The organism is Enterobacter cloacae complex sp. I1M, assembly GCF_014982425.1.
Taxonomy (GTDB): domain Bacteria; phylum Pseudomonadota; class Gammaproteobacteria; order Enterobacterales; family Enterobacteriaceae; genus Enterobacter; species Enterobacter intestinihominis.
The window spans coordinates 210359-226613 of sequence record NZ_JADCLG010000013.1; the positions used below are offsets into that span (position 1 = coordinate 210359).

Consider the following 16255-nt stretch of genomic DNA (forward strand, 5'->3'; position numbering starts at 1 on the left):
CAGGAGTGTGACATTGCGTGGTTATTCCACTAAATGATTTATCCTCAGGATGAATGCAGAAAAAAGCATAAGAAGCGAACCGATAAGTAAACGATTGCGTTTAACATGGCTTTTTTTGCCACAGGTCAATTCCCTTTCCGGGCGGGATCGCACATAATCCCCTCCCGGTTTGCACACCGGGAATCCAGGAGAGTTCATGTACTACCCCTTCGTTCGTAAAGCCCTTTTCCAGCTCGATCCTGAGCGCGCTCATGAATTTACATTTCAGCAGTTACGTCGTATTACAGGAACGCCTCTGGCCGCGCTGGTGCGTCAAAACGTGCCGGAAAAACCTGTCCAATGCATGGGCCTGACGTTCAAAAATCCACTGGGCCTTGCGGCCGGTCTGGACAAAAATGGCGAATGCATTGATGCACTCGGCGCGATGGGCTTTGGCTCGATCGAAATCGGGACAGTGACGCCGCGTCCGCAGCCGGGAAATGACAAGCCACGTCTGTTCCGCCTGGTTGAAGCCGAGGGGCTGATCAACCGCATGGGCTTTAATAACCTTGGCGTCGATCATCTGGTTGAGAACGTTAAGAAAGCCCATTTTGATGGTGTGCTGGGTATTAATATTGGCAAAAATAAAGACACGCCAGTCGAGCAGGGTAAAGATGACTATCTGATTTGTATGGAAAAAGTCTATGCCTATGCCGGTTATATCGCGGTGAATATATCCTCGCCTAACACCCCAGGGCTGCGTTCATTACAATATGGCGAAGCGCTTGACGATCTTCTTAGCGCCATTAAAAATAAACAAACGGCACTACAGGCGATCCACCATAAATATGTTCCGGTCGCGGTTAAGATCGCCCCGGATCTTTCGGCAGAAGAATTGATCCAGGTTGCCGACAGTTTAGTTCGCCATAATATTGATGGTGTGATTGCGACCAATACAACGCTCGATCGCTCCCTCGTCCAGGGAATGAAAAACTGTGACGAAGCGGGTGGATTAAGCGGCCGTCCGGTACAATTAAAAAGCACCGAAATTATTCGCGCACTCTCCGCGGAATTAAAAGGCCAGCTGCCGATTATTGGCGTGGGTGGCATTGACTCCGTCATCGCTGCACGTGAGAAGATGGCGGCAGGGGCTTCACTGGTGCAAATTTATTCCGGCTTTATTTTTAAAGGGCCGCCATTGATTAAAGAAATTGTCACGCATATCTAATCTTTTCTCTTAATCAGACAACCAGGGCTTTATTTCCAGCCCTGGTTGTTTTATATTCCGTCATTGTTGCTTATTTAGACATTATAGTCTTTTATTACTAGTGTTATAAGCGAAGCGGCAAACAGGACATTTTTAGTACAGGACGTTTTGGGGACGGGAGAGAAACATGCGAATTAAACCTGACGATAACTGGCGCTGGTATTTTTGTGACGAGCATGACCGTATGATGCTCGACTTAGCCAATGGCATGTTGTTTCGCTCTCGTTTTGCGCGCCGAATGTTAACGCCAGACGCGTTTGCTCCCTCAGGCTTTTGCGTTGACGACGCTGCACTCTATTTCTCTTTTGAAGAAAAATGCCGCGACTTCAATCTCTCCAAAGAACAGCGCGCTGAACTGGTACTAAATGCGCTGGTGGCGATCCGTTTCCTGAAACCACAAATGCCGAAAAGCTGGCATTTCCTCGCGCACGGTATGAGCTGGACCCCGGCTATCGGCGATGCGGCCAGCGTCAATCTGAGCGATACCGAAGATGAGGTGAATTTGCTGGTGGTTGAACCCGGTGAAAACGCTGCGCTCTGTTTGCTGGCCCAACCCGGCGTGACCATTGCCGGGCGAGTCATGCAGTTAGGTGATGCCATCAAAGTGATGAATGACAGGCTGAAGCCTCAGCTGCGCGTCGATTCCTTCAGCCTCGAACAGGCGGTTTAAGCTTCCAGCTGTACGGATGTTTTCGGTACACAGCTACAGCACAGGATCGTGCCGTCACTGCCAATCGCAGATTTCTTCAGGGCACTCACTTCACCATCGACCAGTTTAATGCGACAGCATCCGCAAATCCCCGCGCGACAGGAATAAGGTACGCGGATACCCGCATGCTCCAGCTGTTCCAGTAGCACCTGCTGATTGTTACCACGAATAACTTTGCCTTCCCAGTGAATATCCACTGCGGAAGCGACGTTGGTGACAACGTCAACCATTTCTTCTTCCTGGCCTGCGCCGTACACTCTTGCAGGGCCGCGGGTAAGAATTTCGACCTCGTCGCCCACGCGGATTACGCCGCTGGAGCGGGGGATCAGGTTCTGGCCGAAGTCGACATCACCGTTATCCTGCGCGGTACGAAATGATTGCAAGGTTTTCAGCGGTTCGCCGGAAGGGTGTTTCTGACCTTTCTCCGGGCTGACGGTGGTAAAAATACAGCGGCTGCACGGCTTCACGACATCAAAGATAACGCTGCCGATGCGGATCACTTTCCAGGTATCTTCATCCCAGGCATCCGCTCCGGTCACCACCAGATTCGGGCGAAACTGCTCCATCTGCACGCTGGCTTTGCAACGGGTTTGTAAATCACGCAGCGAGGCCTCGCTGGTCAGCAGGAAGGGAAAACCATCCGCAAAGGAGAGGGGAACCGCGTCGTGACGTTTCACGCGACGAGTCAGCGCAGGCCCAACCCAGCGCAGCTGAACGTCACGTGAGAAAAAGCCGCTCAGCCACTGGTTAATGTTATCCGGCGCGATACGCGCGGTAAAATGATTGCCCCACACTTCCGTTGGCGCTTCAACCGGCGCAAAATCAGCAAAGCGGATCACGACGCTTGAACCGTCTGGCGCGGTCAAATGCAATCCGTCATGAAGCGGGGAAGGCGTAAAGCGAACCATCTGCGGGAACTGACGTGCGGTGATGAACGTACCGTCAGGCTCGGTGATCATAAAAATACGATCGAAGGCGAATCCGCTCATATCGGCCAGCGCGTGCGTCACGCCGATACCACGCATGGATTTCACCGGATGAATAAAAAGCCTGGATAACGTCGCCACTGCACACTCCCGCTAAATAAAATAAGCCTTCAACTTTATGACATACACGCCATATTAGCTATAATGCGCGACAATTTTCTATGAGTAAAAGTGACGATATGAATTCTCTGTTTGCCAGTACGGCCCGTGGGCTGGAAGAGCTGTTAAAAACTGAACTGGAAACCCTGGGCGCGAAAGAGTGCCAGGTGGTTCAGGGTGGTGTCCATTTTGAGGGCGACACGCGGCTTATTTACCAGAGCCTGATGTGGAGCCGTCTGGCGTCGCGCATCATGCTGCCGATGAAAGAGTGCAAGGTCTACAGCGATCTTGATCTCTACACCGGTGTACAGATGATCGACTGGACAGAGATCTTCACCCCGGACGCTACCTTTGCGGTGCATTTCAACGGCGTCAACGATGAGATCCGCAACAGCCAGTACGGTGCCCTGCGCGTCAAAGACGCCATTGTGGACTGCTTCACGCGTCGTAATAGAGAACGTCCGAACGTTGATCGTGAAAACCCGGATCTGCGTATCAACGTCTGGCTGAACGGCGACACTGCCAGTATTTCCCTGGATCTGAGCGGCGCAGGCCTGCATCTGCGCGGCTATCGCGATCGCACCGGCATGGCCCCAATCAAAGAGACACTGGCCGCCGCTATCGTGATGCGCTCCGGCTGGCAGCCGGGTACGCCGCTGCTCGATCCAATGTGCGGTTCCGGTACGCTGCTGATTGAAGCCGCGATGCTGGCCACCGACCGCGCGCCAGGGCTGCATCGTGGACAGTGGGGCTTCAAAGGCTGGGCGCAGCACGATGAAGCCCTCTGGAAAGAGGTCAAAGACGACGCGCAGACCCGTGCCCGTAAAGGGCTGGCGGAGTACACCTCTCACTTTTACGGTTCGGACAACGACCCACGGGTGATTGAACGCGCGCGCAGCAACGCCCGTCGTGCCGGTATCGGTGAGCTGGTGACCTTCGACGTCAAAGATGTGGCGAACCTGACCAATCCGCTGCCAAAAGGCCCGTACGGTACGGTGATCAGCAACCCGCCGTATGGTGAGCGTCTTGGCAGCGAGCCAGCGCTGATTGCGCTACACAGCCTGCTGGGCCGCAACATGAAAGCGCATTTCGGCGGCTGGAACCTCTCCCTGTTTAGCGCCTCGCCGGAGCTGCTGAGCTGCCTGCAATTACGTGCCGATCGCCAGTTCAAGGCGAAAAACGGCCCGCTGGACTGCGTGCAGAAAAACTACCATCTGGCAGAGATAGCAGCGGACAGCAAACCGTCTGGCGTGGCGGAAGATTATGCCAACCGCCTGCGCAAAAACCTGAAGAAATTTGAGAAGTGGGCGAAGCAGGAAGGCATCGAATGTTATCGCCTTTACGACGCTGACCTGCCGGAATACAACGTGGCGGTTGACCGCTATGCAGACTGGGTGGTGGTTCAGGAATACGCCCCGCCGAAAACCATTGATGCGCAAAAAGCGCGTCAGCGTATGCTGGATGTGATTGCGGCCACCATCGCCGTACTCGGCATTTCGCCAAACAAGCTGGTGCTGAAAACCCGTGAGCGTCAGAAAGGCAAAAACCAGTATCAGAAGATGGGCGAGAAGGGCGACTTCATCGAAGTGGGCGAATATAATGCGCGCCTGTGGGTTAACCTGACCGATTACCTTGATACCGGTCTGTTCCTCGATCACCGCATCGCCCGCCGCATGCTGGGACAGATGAGTAAGGGCAAAGACTTCCTGAACCTGTTCTCCTATACCGGCAGCGCCAGCGTTCATGCAGGGCTTGGTGGGGCGCGTAGTACCACCACGGTCGATATGTCCCGTACTTATCTGGAGTGGGCAGAGCGCAACCTGCGTCTTAACGGCTTAACCGGTCGTCAGCATCGCCTGTTACAGGCCGACGTGCTGGGCTGGCTGCGCGATACCGACGAGCAGTTTGATCTGATCTTTATCGATCCGCCGACCTTCTCTAACTCCAAGCGTATGGAGGATAGCTTTGACGTTCAACGCGATCACCTGCGCCTGATGACCGACCTGAAGCGTCTGCTGCGTAAAGGCGGCACCATTATGTTCTCGAATAACAAGCGCGGATTCCGCATGGATCACGACGGCCTGGCCGAACTGGGACTGAAAGCACAAGAAATCAGCCAAAAAACGCTGTCTCAGGACTTTGCCCGTAACCGTCAAATCCACAACTGCTGGCTGATCTCCGCAGTCTGAAAGGAAAAATAAATGTCTTTAATTAGTATGCACGGCGCGTGGCTCTCTTTCAGCGACTCACCGCTTCTCGATAATGCAGAGCTGCATATCGAAGATAACGAGCGCGTCTGTCTGGTCGGCCGTAACGGCGCAGGTAAATCGACGCTGATGAAAATCCTCAACCGTGAGCAGGGGCTGGACGACGGCCGTATTGTTTACGAGCAGGATCTGGTCGTCTCTCGTCTGCAACAGGATCCGCCGCGTAACGTTACCGGCAGCGTGTACGATTTTGTGGCCGAAGGAATTTCAGAGCAGGCGGAATACCTCAAGCGCTACCACGAGATTTCGCATCTGGTCATGACCGACCCGAGCGACAAAAATCTCAACGAGCTGGCAAAAGTGCAGGAGATGCTTGATCACCATGGCCTGTGGCAGCTGGAAAACCGCATTAACGAAGTGCTGGCTCAGCTTGGCCTGGAAGCGGATATGGAGCTGTCGGCGCTCTCCGGCGGCTGGCTGCGTAAAGCCGCGCTGGGCCGTGCCCTGGTGAGCGGGCCCAGGGTACTGCTGCTGGACGAACCAACGAACCACCTGGATATCGAAGCGATTGACTGGCTGGAAGGGTTCCTGAAAACTTTCAATGGCACCATTATCTTCATCTCCCACGACCGTTCGTTCATCCGCAACATGGCCACGCGCATTGTCGACCTCGACCGCGGCAAGCTGGTGACCTATCCGGGCGATTACGATACCTATCTGCTGGAGAAAGAAGAGAACCTGCGCGTGGAAGAGCTGCAAAACGCCGAGTTCGACCGCAAGCTGGCGCAGGAAGAGGTATGGATCCGTCAGGGCATCAAGGCGCGTCGTACCCGTAATGAAGGCCGCGTTCGCGCCCTGAAGGCGATGCGCCGCGAACGTAGCGAACGCCGTGAAGTCATGGGTAGCGCCAAAATGCAGGTGGAAGAGGCGTCCCGCTCGGGCAAGATTGTCTTCGAAATGGAGAACGTGAGTTATTCGGTTGACGGCAAAGTGCTGGTGAACGATTTCTCCGCACAGGTTCAGCGCGGCGACAAAATTGCGCTTATTGGTCCAAACGGCTGCGGCAAAACCACGCTGTTGAAACTGATGCTGGGCCAGTTGCAGGCAGACAGCGGTCGTATTCACTGTGGTACCAAGCTGGAAGTAGCGTACTTTGACCAGCATCGCGCAGAGCTGGATCCGGACCGTACGGTGATGGACAACCTCGCAGAGGGTAAACAGGAGGTGATGGTTAACGGCAAGCCGCGTCACGTGCTGGGCTACCTTCAGGACTTCCTGTTCCACCCAAAACGCGCCCTGACGCCTGTGCGCGCGCTGTCCGGCGGTGAGCGTAACCGTCTTTTACTGGCGCGCCTGTTCCTGAAACCCAGTAACTTACTGATTCTCGATGAACCGACGAACGATCTGGATGTCGAAACGCTGGAACTGCTGGAAGAGTTGATTGATGGCTATCAGGGAACCGTGATGCTGGTCAGCCACGATCGTCAATTTGTCGATAACACCGTGACCGAGTGCTGGATCTTCGAAGGCGAAGGACGCATCGGTCAATATGTGGGCGGCTATCATGACGCGCGTGGACAGCAATCGCAGTCGCTGGCGCAAAAACAGGCGAAGACCAAAAATGTCGCTGAACCTGTTGTTGTGAAAGCAGAAACTGTCAAAAAGTCTCCTGCTAAAATGAGCTATAATTTGCAGCGCGAGCTGGAAGGGCTGCCGCAGCGTCTGGAAGAGCTGGAAGCCGCACTGGAAGCACTGCAAATTCAGGTCGCTGATGCGTCATTCTTTACGCAGCCTCACGACTATACTCAGAAAGTATTGGCTGAACTCTCCCAGGCCGAGCAGGCGCTGGAAGAGGCATTTGAGCGCTGGGAGTACCTTGAGTCTCTGAAAAACGGCGCATAAACAGGGATAATCTATGTGTGACCAGCACCATGCCGATCGGCATATTTTATGCTCGCAATGCGATATGCTCGTGGCGTTGCCAGAGCTTGGTCACGGACATAAGGCTGCCTGCCCGCGCTGCGGAGCTACGCTGACGACCGAGTGGGACGCGCCAAGGCAGCGTCCTACGGCTTACGCACTGGCAGCCCTGTTCATGTTACTACTCTCCAATCTCTTCCCTTTCATCTCTATGAAAGTGGGCGGGATGGTAAGCCAGGTGGAGTTACTGGAAATTCCAGGCGTGATGTTCTCGGAAGATTACGCCAGCCTTGGCACCTTCTTTCTTCTGTTCGTGCAGATAGTCCCGGCTTTTTGCCTGGTCGTCATTCTGCTACTGGTCAATCGCGTCAGGATGCCCACCGCCCTTAAAATCAAACTCGCGCGGATCCTGTTCCAGCTGAAAAGCTGGGGGATGGCGGAAATTTTTCTGGCGGGTATCCTGGTCAGCTTCGTGAAGCTGATGGCCTACGGCGATGTGGGGATTGGCAGCAGCTTTATTCCGTGGTGTCTGTATTGCGTGCTGCAACTGCGCGCTTTCCAGTGCGTGGACCGACGCTGGACCTGGGACGATATTGCCCCGGCACCGACGCTCTCGCAGACGGTAAAGGTGGGCGTACCGGGTATCCGTCAGGGGCTGCGCTCCTGCTCCTGCTGCACCGCCGTGCTGCCCGCGGATGTCGAGGTGTGTCCCCGCTGTGAAACAAAAGGTCACGTCCGACGCAAAAATAGCCTGCAATGGACCATGGCGCTGCTGGTGACCTCTGTCATGCTTTATCTGCCCGCCAATATTTTGCCGATCATGATCACTGATCTGCTCGGCGACAGAATGCCCTCGACCATCCTTGCCGGGGTAATTTTGCTGTGGAGCGAAGGGTCATACCCTGTTGCAGGCGTCATATTTCTCGCCAGCATTATGGTTCCGACCTTAAAGATGATTGCCATTGCCTGGCTTTGCTGGGATGCAAAAGGGCACGGTAAGCGTGACAGTGAGCGCATGCATCTGATTTATGAGGTCGTGGAATTTGTTGGCCGTTGGTCGATGATTGACGTGTTCGTGATTGCGGTTCTCTCAGCGCTGGTGCGTATGGGTGGGCTGATGAGTATTTATCCCGCTATGGGAGCGCTGATGTTTGCTTTGGTCGTCATTATGACCATGTTTGCGGCCATGACCTTCGACCCTCGTTTATCGTGGGATCGTGAGCCCGATTCAAGCCATGAGGAAGAGTAAGAGCATGGAAAATAAGAGTGGAGAGGCTAAAGTGCAGAAGGTCAGAAACTGGTCGCCGGTGTGGATTTTCCCCATCGTGACCGCGCTGATCGGTGCATGGATCCTGTTTTATCATTACAGCCATCAGGGACCGGAAGTCACGCTAATTACCACCAATGCAGAGGGAATTGAGGGCGGAAAAACCACCATCAAGAGCCGCAGCGTGGATGTGGGTGTCGTGGAAAGCGCGACCCTGACGGATGATTTAACCCATGTTGAAATTAAGGCCCGCCTGAATGCTGGCATGGAAAAACTGCTCCATGAAGATTCCGTTTTTTGGGTGGTGAAACCGCAGGTCGGAAGAGAAGGGATCAGCGGCTTAGGGACGCTATTGTCAGGGGCTTACATTGAACTCCAGCCCGGCAATAAAGGCGCCCAGCCAGCAAACTATCAGTTGCTGGATTCACCGCCGCTTGCGCCACCGGATGCAAAAGGGATCCGCGTCATTCTGGACAGCAAAAAAGCGGGCCAGCTCTCGCCGGGCGATCCGGTGCTGTTCCGTGGGTATCGTGTCGGTTCGGTTGAAACGAGCACCTTCGATCCGCAAAAACGGACCATCAGCTATCAGCTATTTATCAATGCGCCTAATGACCGACTGGTGACCAGTAACGTTCGTTTCTGGAAAGACAGTGGGATCGCTGTGGATCTCACCTCTGCGGGGATGCGCGTTGAGATGGGTTCACTCACCACGCTGTTTGGTGGGGGCGTCAGTTTTGACGTGCCGGAAGGTATAGATCTGGGACAACCGGTGGCGGAAAAAACCGCCTTCAGACTGTTTGACGATCAAAAAAGCATTCAGGATGCGCTCTATACCGATCACATCGATTATCTGATGTTCTTTAAGGACTCTGTACGCGGCTTGCAGCCAGGAGCGCCAGTTGAGTTCCGCGGTATCCGTCTGGGTACAGTGGGGCAAGTGCCTTACTTTGTTCCGGGACTCAAGCAAATGCTTGATGATGATTATCGTATTCCGGTGCTGATACGCATTGAGCCTGAGCGTTTAATTAACCAGATTGGTGAGGATCAGGATATTGGGGAGCATATCAGCGACCTGATGAATCGCGGTCTGCGTGGCTCGCTGAAAACCGGCAACCTGGTGACAGGGGCGTTGTATGTCGATATGGACTTCTATCCAAAAGCGCCACCTATGACGGGAGTCCGTGAATTTGGCGGCTACAAAATCATTCCTACGGTCAGCAGTGGCCTGGCGCAGATCCAACAGCGTCTGATGGAAACGCTGGATAAGATCAACAATCTGCCGCTGAATCCAATGCTTGAGGCTGCGACGGGATCACTGCATCAGAGCCAGGCGACGATGCAACGTCTGCAAACCACCCTGGATAATATCAACAAGATCACGGCCAACCAGTCCATGCAGCAGCTGCCGCAGGATATGCAGAAAACGTTGCGAGAACTGAATCGCAGTATGCAGGGCTTCCAGCCGGGCTCAGCGGCCTACAACAAGATGGTGGCGGATATGCAACGTCTTGATCAGGTTTTACGCGAGCTACAGCCCGTTCTGAAAACGCTCAATGAAAAGAGCAACGCGCTGGTGTTTGAAGCGAAAGATAAAAAGGATCCTGAGCCTAAGAGGGCGAAACAATGAAAAAATGGCTAATCATCGCAGGCGCACTGGTATTAACGGCCTGTAGCTCTGGAAGCGATAACAAAAGCTACTACCAGCTGCCGTTAAGCGCGCAGTCGGGGGCGCAGAGCAGCGCCTCGCAGGGCAGCCGTCTGCTGTGGGTTGAGCAGGTTGCCGTGCCAGATTACCTGGCGGGCAACGGGGTGGTCTACCAGACCAGCGATGTGCAGTATGTAATCGCCAACAATAACCTGTGGGCCAGCCCGCTGGATCAGCAGCTACGCAATACGCTGGTGGCGAATCTGAGCAGCCAGCTCCCCGGTTGGGTCGTTGCCTCGCAGCCTCTGGGAAGCGATCAGGACACTCTGAATGTTAACGTGACGGGATTCCATGGCCGCTATGATGGTGCCGTTGTTATCAGCGGGGAGTGGCTGCTGAATCACCAGGGTCAGCTGATTAAGCGTCCTTTCCATCTTGAACTCAAGCAGCAGAAAGATGGCTATGACGAAATGGTGAAAGTACTTGCGCAGGGATGGGCACAGGAGTCGGCTACTATAGCAAGAGAGATTTCCCGCCTGCCATAAGTAAAATTCATCGACGAAAGCCGCACTCAGCTTCTTGCTGATTGCGGTTTTTTTTTCGTTTTACGTTCAGGTTGTTACTTGTCCCGCATCACACTTTTTGTACAAACGATCTTCCATGTAGCTCACAAATATGACACCCGTATGAATTTTGAACGTTGACGCTGACGCAGATTCGGGGTATTCGTTAACTGTGCTTGCACATATTGCAACCACTGTTTTCTTTCCACCAGACAAAAGAATGAGGGAAACGAGGCATGAAGAGACAGAAACGAGATCGCCTGGAAAGGGCTCATCAACGTGGTTATCAGGCTGGCATCGCCGGACGTTCTAAAGAAATGTGTCCCTATCAGGCCCTGAATCAAAGGTCCCATTGGCTAGGGGGCTGGCGAGAAGCCATCGGAGACAGGGCAGTACTTGCTTGATACCGTCTCTTTAAAAAGAAACCTCCGCAATGCGGAGGTTTCGCCTTTCTGGAAGGGGCTAAAAGCCGTTATCAGAAAGCGGAGGTATCCTGGAACAGACCCACTTTCAGGTCGTTCGCGGTATAGATCAGACGACCATCAACCAACACTTCACCGTCCGCCAGGCCCATAATCAGACGGCGGTTAACGATGCGTTTGAAATGGATACGGTAGGTGACTTTCTTCGCGGTAGGCAGAACCTGACCGGTGAATTTCACTTCGCCTACGCCCAGCGCACGGCCTTTGCCTTCACCGCCAAGCCAGCCCAGATAGAAGCCAACCAGCTGCCACATGGCATCGAGGCCCAGGCAGCCAGGCATTACCGGATCGCCAATAAAGTGGCAACCGAAGAACCACAGGTCCGGGTTGATATCGAGTTCTGCTTCTACGTAACCCTTATCAAAGTTGCCGCCGGTTTCGGTCATTTTCACGACACGGTCCATCATCAGCATATTTGGGGCTGGTAACTGCGGGCCTTTCGCGCCAAACAGTTCACCGCGACCAGAGGCAAGAAGGTCTTCTTTAGTATAGGATTCGCGTTTATCTACCATGTTCTCAGTAAGCCTTATTTTAGTGAAGGACGCAGGATAGCTAACACGTGTACGCTGAACAAGTCCGATCAGTTCGCACTAAACCAACTTAACCAGCGTAACGGCCACGGATAACGATGACGAGCATCCTGCTGTGTCGCCTGAGCTATACGTTCCTGAATGGTCTGCATCAGGGTTGTCTGGCCTTCGCCGTCCCAGACCAGGTTTGTCAATAAGGGTAGTGCATCCTCAACCCCTTCGATGGCCCAGACAGTGAATTGTTCCTGCTCTACCGCATCCAGAATCGCCTGGCTCAGGCTCAAATGGCGAGCGTTAGGTGCCGGAATAATCACGCCCTGTTTGCCGTTTAAACCGCGCTGCTGGCAGATTGCGAAGAAGCCTTCGATTTTCTCATTCAGTCCGCCCACCGGTTGGGCACGGCCAAACTGATCCACGGACCCGGTAATCGCAATATTCTGGTTAATCGGCACGTCTGCAAGCGCGCTGATCACGGCGCACAGCTCTGCCATTGAGGCGCTGTCGCCGTCGACTTCACTGTAGGACTGCTCAAAGGTCAACGAGGCAGAGAAGGGGATCTGCTGCTCGAGCTGAAGTTCAGACATCAGGAATGCCTGCATGATCATCATGCCTTTAGCATGAATGTTTCCGCCCAGTTCGGCCTTGCGTTCGATATCGGTAAATTCGCCGTCACCAATGTGTACGACACAGCTGATACGGGAAGGCTCACCAAAGGCGCGCGGGTGCCCGGGGAACTCGATGACGGACAAGGCATTGATTTGCCCGATACGTTCGCCTTCGGTCTCCACCAGAATCTGTTCAAGCAGAATTTCATCCTGCATACGGTCAGCAAGATAGCCTTCGCGCCATTCACGCTGGGCCAGCATCTGGCTCAGTTGCTCACCGTTGAACGTACCGTTGCCGCTGATAACGCCCACTTCACGCAGCTGTTTGCCGATCCAGAGCGGACAGAGCGGCAGGGTTTCCTGATCGCCGGTGTAGCGTACGGCCTCTCGGATTAAGCCCGGCCACGCATCCTCGGCAGGTGAGGGCAGCGCGAAACGTTCCGCCACGGCCATAACCCACTGACACCACTGCGCCATGTCATCGGCATCTGCAATCTGAATATTGTCTTCAAATTCGCTGTAAACCGCCTGCTCCGCGAGTTCTGGCTCCATTTCCTGGAAGTCAGCCAGTGATTCACGGTCACCCGTCAGCACGACGGTCAGCGACAGCGGCATAGACGGAATGGAAACAGGCAGAGGACGTGAATCGTCGAAGCCTACCCAGTCAAAACGTTGCTGCGTCACCACCGTTTTCAGGCGCATCCACAGCAGCGGCTGCGCAAGCAGTGTGCGAAGAGAGATGAGCAATACGCCGCCATTCGCGCGGTGTACCAGCCCGGGTTGCAGTGAAACATCGCCATTGAACTGACGAAGGCAGCCGAACAACTGTTCTGCTTCCACCCAGTTGGCGGTGATCACCTCGCCTTTTGCAGCGAACAATCCATCTGCCTGCGTGGCAGGTTCGAATGTCACGTCGCGACCGGCAATATGATACTGACCACCAAAAACGGCATTCGTTTTTGGCTGCAACTGGCGCATGGCATCACCGAGAAGCGTCAGATACTCGGCTTCTTCCGGGGCTTTGAGCAGCATGAAAGGAGATGTAGCCCATGGGGATGACATCTGCTCCAGCGCGTAATGCAAACGCGGTTGTGTCTCGCTAAGTATGAATTTGTGTTCTTTTGTGAGGTCTGGCTGTGCAAACAGCTCCTGATAGCTCTCGGTATCCGGAACCAGGTCACGCCATGCAAGTTTCGTAATGGTCAAAGTTGATGTTTTTTAGTCAGAAGTAAAACCGTGGAGTATACCGTAAGCGGCGCACTCTGCCCAATCAGGATTCGGGTTTTCGTCATGCGGATCGCCTGCGACGTTTCACAGGATATGATTTCTTTTCAGCAGATTGCCAAAAAACTGATATTCTGAACAGAGTTACACGGTAACACTGAGATCGCAATGAAATATCAACAACTGGAAAACCTCGAAAGCGGCTGGAAATGGAAGTACCTGGTCAAAAAGCACCGTGAAGGGGAGCTGATCACCTGCTACATCGAAGCCAGCGCGGCACAAGAAGCTGTGGATATGTTGCTGACCCTCGAAAACGAACCGGTACAGGTCAACGGCTGGATCGAGAAACACATTAATCCGGCCTTGTTAAACCGGATGAAGCAAACTATCCGAGCTCGTCGTAAACGGCATTTCAATGCCGAGCATCAGCACACCCGTAAGAAATCCATCGACCTGGAGTTCATGGTCTGGCAGCGTCTGGCCGGGCTTGCGCAACGGCGCGGGAAAACCCTGTCGGAAACGGTGGTGCAGCTGATTGAAGATGCCGAGCACAAAGAGAAGTATGCCAGCCAGATGTCGACGTTGAAAAACGATCTACAGGCACTGTTAGGTAAAAAATAAGCTTTTTACTTTTCTTCAGATAATAAAAAACCCCGCATGGCGGGGTTTTTTTATAAGACGATAACTTATGCCGCAGGCTGAGTTACAACGTCTTTGATACCTTTAACTTCGATCTCTACGCGACGATCTGGTGCCAGGCAGTCGATCAGTGCAGCGCGTGGTTTCACGTTGTCACAGGTAGAACCGGTAACTGGGTTAGATTCGCCCATACCACGTGGGGAGATCTTGTTAGCTGGGATACCTTTAGATACCAGGTAATCAACTACAGACTGAGCACGTTTCTCAGACAGACCCTGGTTGTAAGCGTCAGAACCGATACGGTCGGTGAAGCCCAGAACCACTACAGAACCGTCTTTAGGATCCAGGTTGCTCAGCTGGGTGTACAGCTGATCCAGTGCCTGCTGACCTTCTGGTTTCAGGGTAGCTTTGTTGAAGTTGAACAGAACGTCAGACTTCAGAGTGAAGTGCTTGGTCTGTACTTCTGGCGCTGGAGCCGGAGCTGGAGCTACGACTGGCGCATCTTCCTGCTGACCGAAACGGTAAGAAACACCAACGCTCAGCATGCCGTTGTCTGGACGAACACCAACGGTAGCACCGTCACCGATGTTGTTAACCCACTGGTATTCCAGACGGGTAGCGATGTCACGGGTCATTGCCCACTCAACGCCACCAGCGAATACTGGGGAAACACCAGTGTCGTGGTCGTCACCAGCGATGCTGTTGCTGGAGTCTGCACGCCATACCATGCCGCCCAGACGGGTGTACACGTCCAGATCGTCAGTTACTGGGTAACCCAGTTTAGCGGTCAGCTGTACGCCTTGAGCTTTGAAAGCGCCATTTACGTTGTCGCCTTTGTAAGGCATACGACCTAACCAGTCGTAACCCATTTCAAAGCCAACATACGGGTTAACCTGATAGCCACCGAACGCACCTGCACCCAGCTGGCTCTCGTGAGTAGGGCCATCGTTGTTCAGGCTGCTGTTGTACCAACCGGTGTCATGGAACTGAGACCAGCCCAGTTTACCACCTGCATACCAGGTATTATCTTTCGGAGCGGCCTGCGCTACGGTAGCGAAGCCAGCCAGTGCCACTGCAATCGCGATAGCTGTCTTTTTCATTTTTTGCGCCTCGTTATCATCCAAAATTTGCCATGAATATCTCCATCGGAGGAATCACGGTTAAATCCTTCACCGGGGGGCGTGGTCAAATATAAACCTACCGATATCTTCGGCTTAGGCCGAGCACCCCTGGCGATGTAAAGTCTACAACGTAGCTGAAAACTTACAAGTGTGAAGTCCGTCAGGCATATGAAAAAAAAAGTTCCGTATACCTAATATTTAACAATTTTTGAACGAATTTTGTGCAGTAAAATTAACGAGAACCGCGTCAGACAAGCCTTGCCGCAGTTTTGGCGCGTTGAACTTTTTTTGCATACTGCGGTCGAAAAAAATTCCAGGAAAACTCTTAAAATGACTCAATGGTACACATTTGAGTGAATTTTTAGCCCGGGATGTTGTCCTCTGCGATAGGAATCTCCACGAACTGGCCGCATGATGAAACCCATCGCGTTACCTTCTTCAGCCGCTTCAGTCAGACGCAAATGTTCCTCTTGCGACAGATCCTCAGGCAACCACCCAATCACGACGCTATAGTTCCCGGTACGTAATGCCCGGACCATCGACTCGACCGTATCGCAAGGGGAGAGTTGATTAATCTGCATCACCTTCGCTAACGGCAGCCCAGCCGACTGAACCCATTCGCGACTTAATTTTTGCTGTGGCGTCAGCCAGAGCTGCCAGCGAGACTGTTGCCCGAGCTGCTGCAAAAGCGGCAGGAGTAAGAGTTGTGTCAACAGCGGCTGGTCTTCACGGTAAACCACTTCACTGATAAGCCCTGTCGATTCACGCCCGATAGAATTCTGCGCAGCATTGCCTGCGGCAGAAGTAGAAGGTGTTAAGTGATTTGCATAGCCTGAAGTGTACATATTCATTCCAGCCCTGTAGTTACTGTATGGATATACAGTAACCCCTGTATGCATAAAGATCAACCTCATTTTCGGAAAGCGACTCGCAAATTTCATCCATTCCTGGTGAACCTGAAAAAATCATCTTGCCCAACGGCAATAAGTTGCCTATTTTCCTGCTAACGGAT

14 protein-coding genes are annotated in these 16255 nt (G+C 53.4%); 9 read left to right on the forward strand and 5 right to left on the reverse strand.

The window, feature by feature from the left end; translation table 11 throughout:
• Positions 1 to 196 precede the first annotated feature (196 nt).
• Positions 197 to 1207: a quinone-dependent dihydroorotate dehydrogenase gene (gene pyrD, locus INF86_RS08800; protein WP_015570907.1), complete on the forward strand. Its 1011-nt coding sequence runs from the start codon at positions 197 to 199 to the stop codon at positions 1205 to 1207.
• Positions 1208 to 1373: 166 nt separating this feature from the next.
• Entirely contained in the window at positions 1374 to 1916 is a 543-nt protein-coding gene (gene zapC / locus INF86_RS08805; RefSeq protein ID WP_193543433.1) for a cell division protein ZapC, read from the forward strand.
• On the opposite strand, the gene INF86_RS08810 is transcribed toward zapC, so the two are convergent.
• Complete coding sequence (locus INF86_RS08810; protein WP_193543434.1) at positions 1913 to 3022, reverse strand: YcbX family protein; 1110 nt, start codon at positions 3020 to 3022, stop codon at positions 1913 to 1915. The two genes, zapC and INF86_RS08810, sit on opposite strands and share 4 nt — an antisense overlap.
• Before the next feature lie 98 nt (positions 3023 to 3120).
• Here INF86_RS08810 and rlmKL point away from each other — a divergent pair, with 98 nt between their 5' ends.
• From rlmKL to rmf, 6 genes are all read left to right on the forward strand, one after another.
• The gene (rlmKL, locus tag INF86_RS08815) at positions 3121 to 5229 is read left to right on the forward strand and encodes a bifunctional 23S rRNA (guanine(2069)-N(7))-methyltransferase RlmK/23S rRNA (guanine(2445)-N(2))-methyltransferase RlmL (protein ID WP_032622253.1); all 2109 of its coding nucleotides are present in this window, start codon (positions 3121 to 3123) and stop codon (positions 5227 to 5229) included.
• A 12-nt stretch (positions 5230 to 5241) separates the two neighbouring features.
• Positions 5242 to 7149 carry an ABC transporter ATP-binding protein gene (locus INF86_RS08820; RefSeq protein ID WP_045308863.1) on the forward strand — a complete coding sequence of 636 codons (1908 nt, stop codon included), beginning with the start codon at positions 5242 to 5244 and terminating at the stop codon, positions 7147 to 7149.
• 13 nt (positions 7150 to 7162) lie between these two features.
• Entirely contained in the window at positions 7163 to 8416 is a 1254-nt protein-coding gene (gene pqiA / locus INF86_RS08825; RefSeq protein WP_022647652.1) for a membrane integrity-associated transporter subunit PqiA, read from the forward strand.
• 4 nt (positions 8417 to 8420) lie between these two features.
• Positions 8421 to 10061, forward strand: a complete 1641-nt coding sequence (gene pqiB, locus INF86_RS08830) for an intermembrane transport protein PqiB (protein WP_022647653.1) — start codon at positions 8421 to 8423, stop codon at positions 10059 to 10061.
• Positions 10058 to 10624: a membrane integrity-associated transporter subunit PqiC gene (gene pqiC, locus INF86_RS08835; protein WP_022647654.1), complete on the forward strand. Its 567-nt coding sequence runs from the start codon at positions 10058 to 10060 to the stop codon at positions 10622 to 10624. The genes pqiB and pqiC overlap by 4 nt, the downstream gene beginning before the upstream one ends.
• Positions 10625 to 10878: 254 nt before the next feature.
• On the forward strand, positions 10879 to 11046 hold the full coding sequence (gene rmf / locus INF86_RS08840; RefSeq protein ID WP_193543435.1) for a ribosome modulation factor: 168 nt from the start codon (positions 10879 to 10881) through the stop codon (positions 11044 to 11046).
• 71 nt (positions 11047 to 11117) lie between these two features.
• On the opposite strand, the gene fabA is transcribed toward rmf, so the two are convergent.
• Both fabA and INF86_RS08850 read right to left on the reverse strand, forming a co-directional pair.
• Positions 11118 to 11636: a bifunctional 3-hydroxydecanoyl-ACP dehydratase/trans-2-decenoyl-ACP isomerase gene (fabA, locus tag INF86_RS08845; protein WP_000227926.1), complete on the reverse strand. Its 519-nt coding sequence runs from the start codon at positions 11634 to 11636 to the stop codon at positions 11118 to 11120.
• A gap of 68 nt (positions 11637 to 11704) precedes the next feature.
• The gene (locus INF86_RS08850; protein WP_022647656.1) at positions 11705 to 13465 is read right to left on the reverse strand and encodes a Lon protease family protein; all 1761 of its coding nucleotides are present in this window, start codon (positions 13463 to 13465) and stop codon (positions 11705 to 11707) included.
• Positions 13466 to 13651: 186 nt separating this feature from the next.
• Here INF86_RS08850 and matP point away from each other — a divergent pair, with 186 nt between their 5' ends.
• Positions 13652 to 14104 (forward strand): macrodomain Ter protein MatP, encoded by a 453-nt coding sequence (matP, locus tag INF86_RS08855; protein WP_006809347.1) that lies wholly within the window; start codon positions 13652 to 13654, stop codon positions 14102 to 14104.
• 65 nt (positions 14105 to 14169) lie between these two features.
• On the opposite strand, the gene ompA is transcribed toward matP, so the two are convergent.
• Together ompA and sulA are read right to left on the reverse strand one after the other, a co-directional pair.
• Entirely contained in the window at positions 14170 to 15222 is a 1053-nt protein-coding gene (ompA, locus tag INF86_RS08860) for a porin OmpA (RefSeq protein ID WP_017694761.1), read from the reverse strand.
• Positions 15223 to 15578: 356 nt separating this feature from the next.
• Positions 15579 to 16088, reverse strand: coding sequence for an SOS-induced cell division inhibitor SulA (sulA, locus tag INF86_RS08865; protein ID WP_032610196.1), 510 nt, complete (start codon positions 16086 to 16088; stop codon positions 15579 to 15581).
• Positions 16089 to 16255 lie beyond the last annotated feature (167 nt).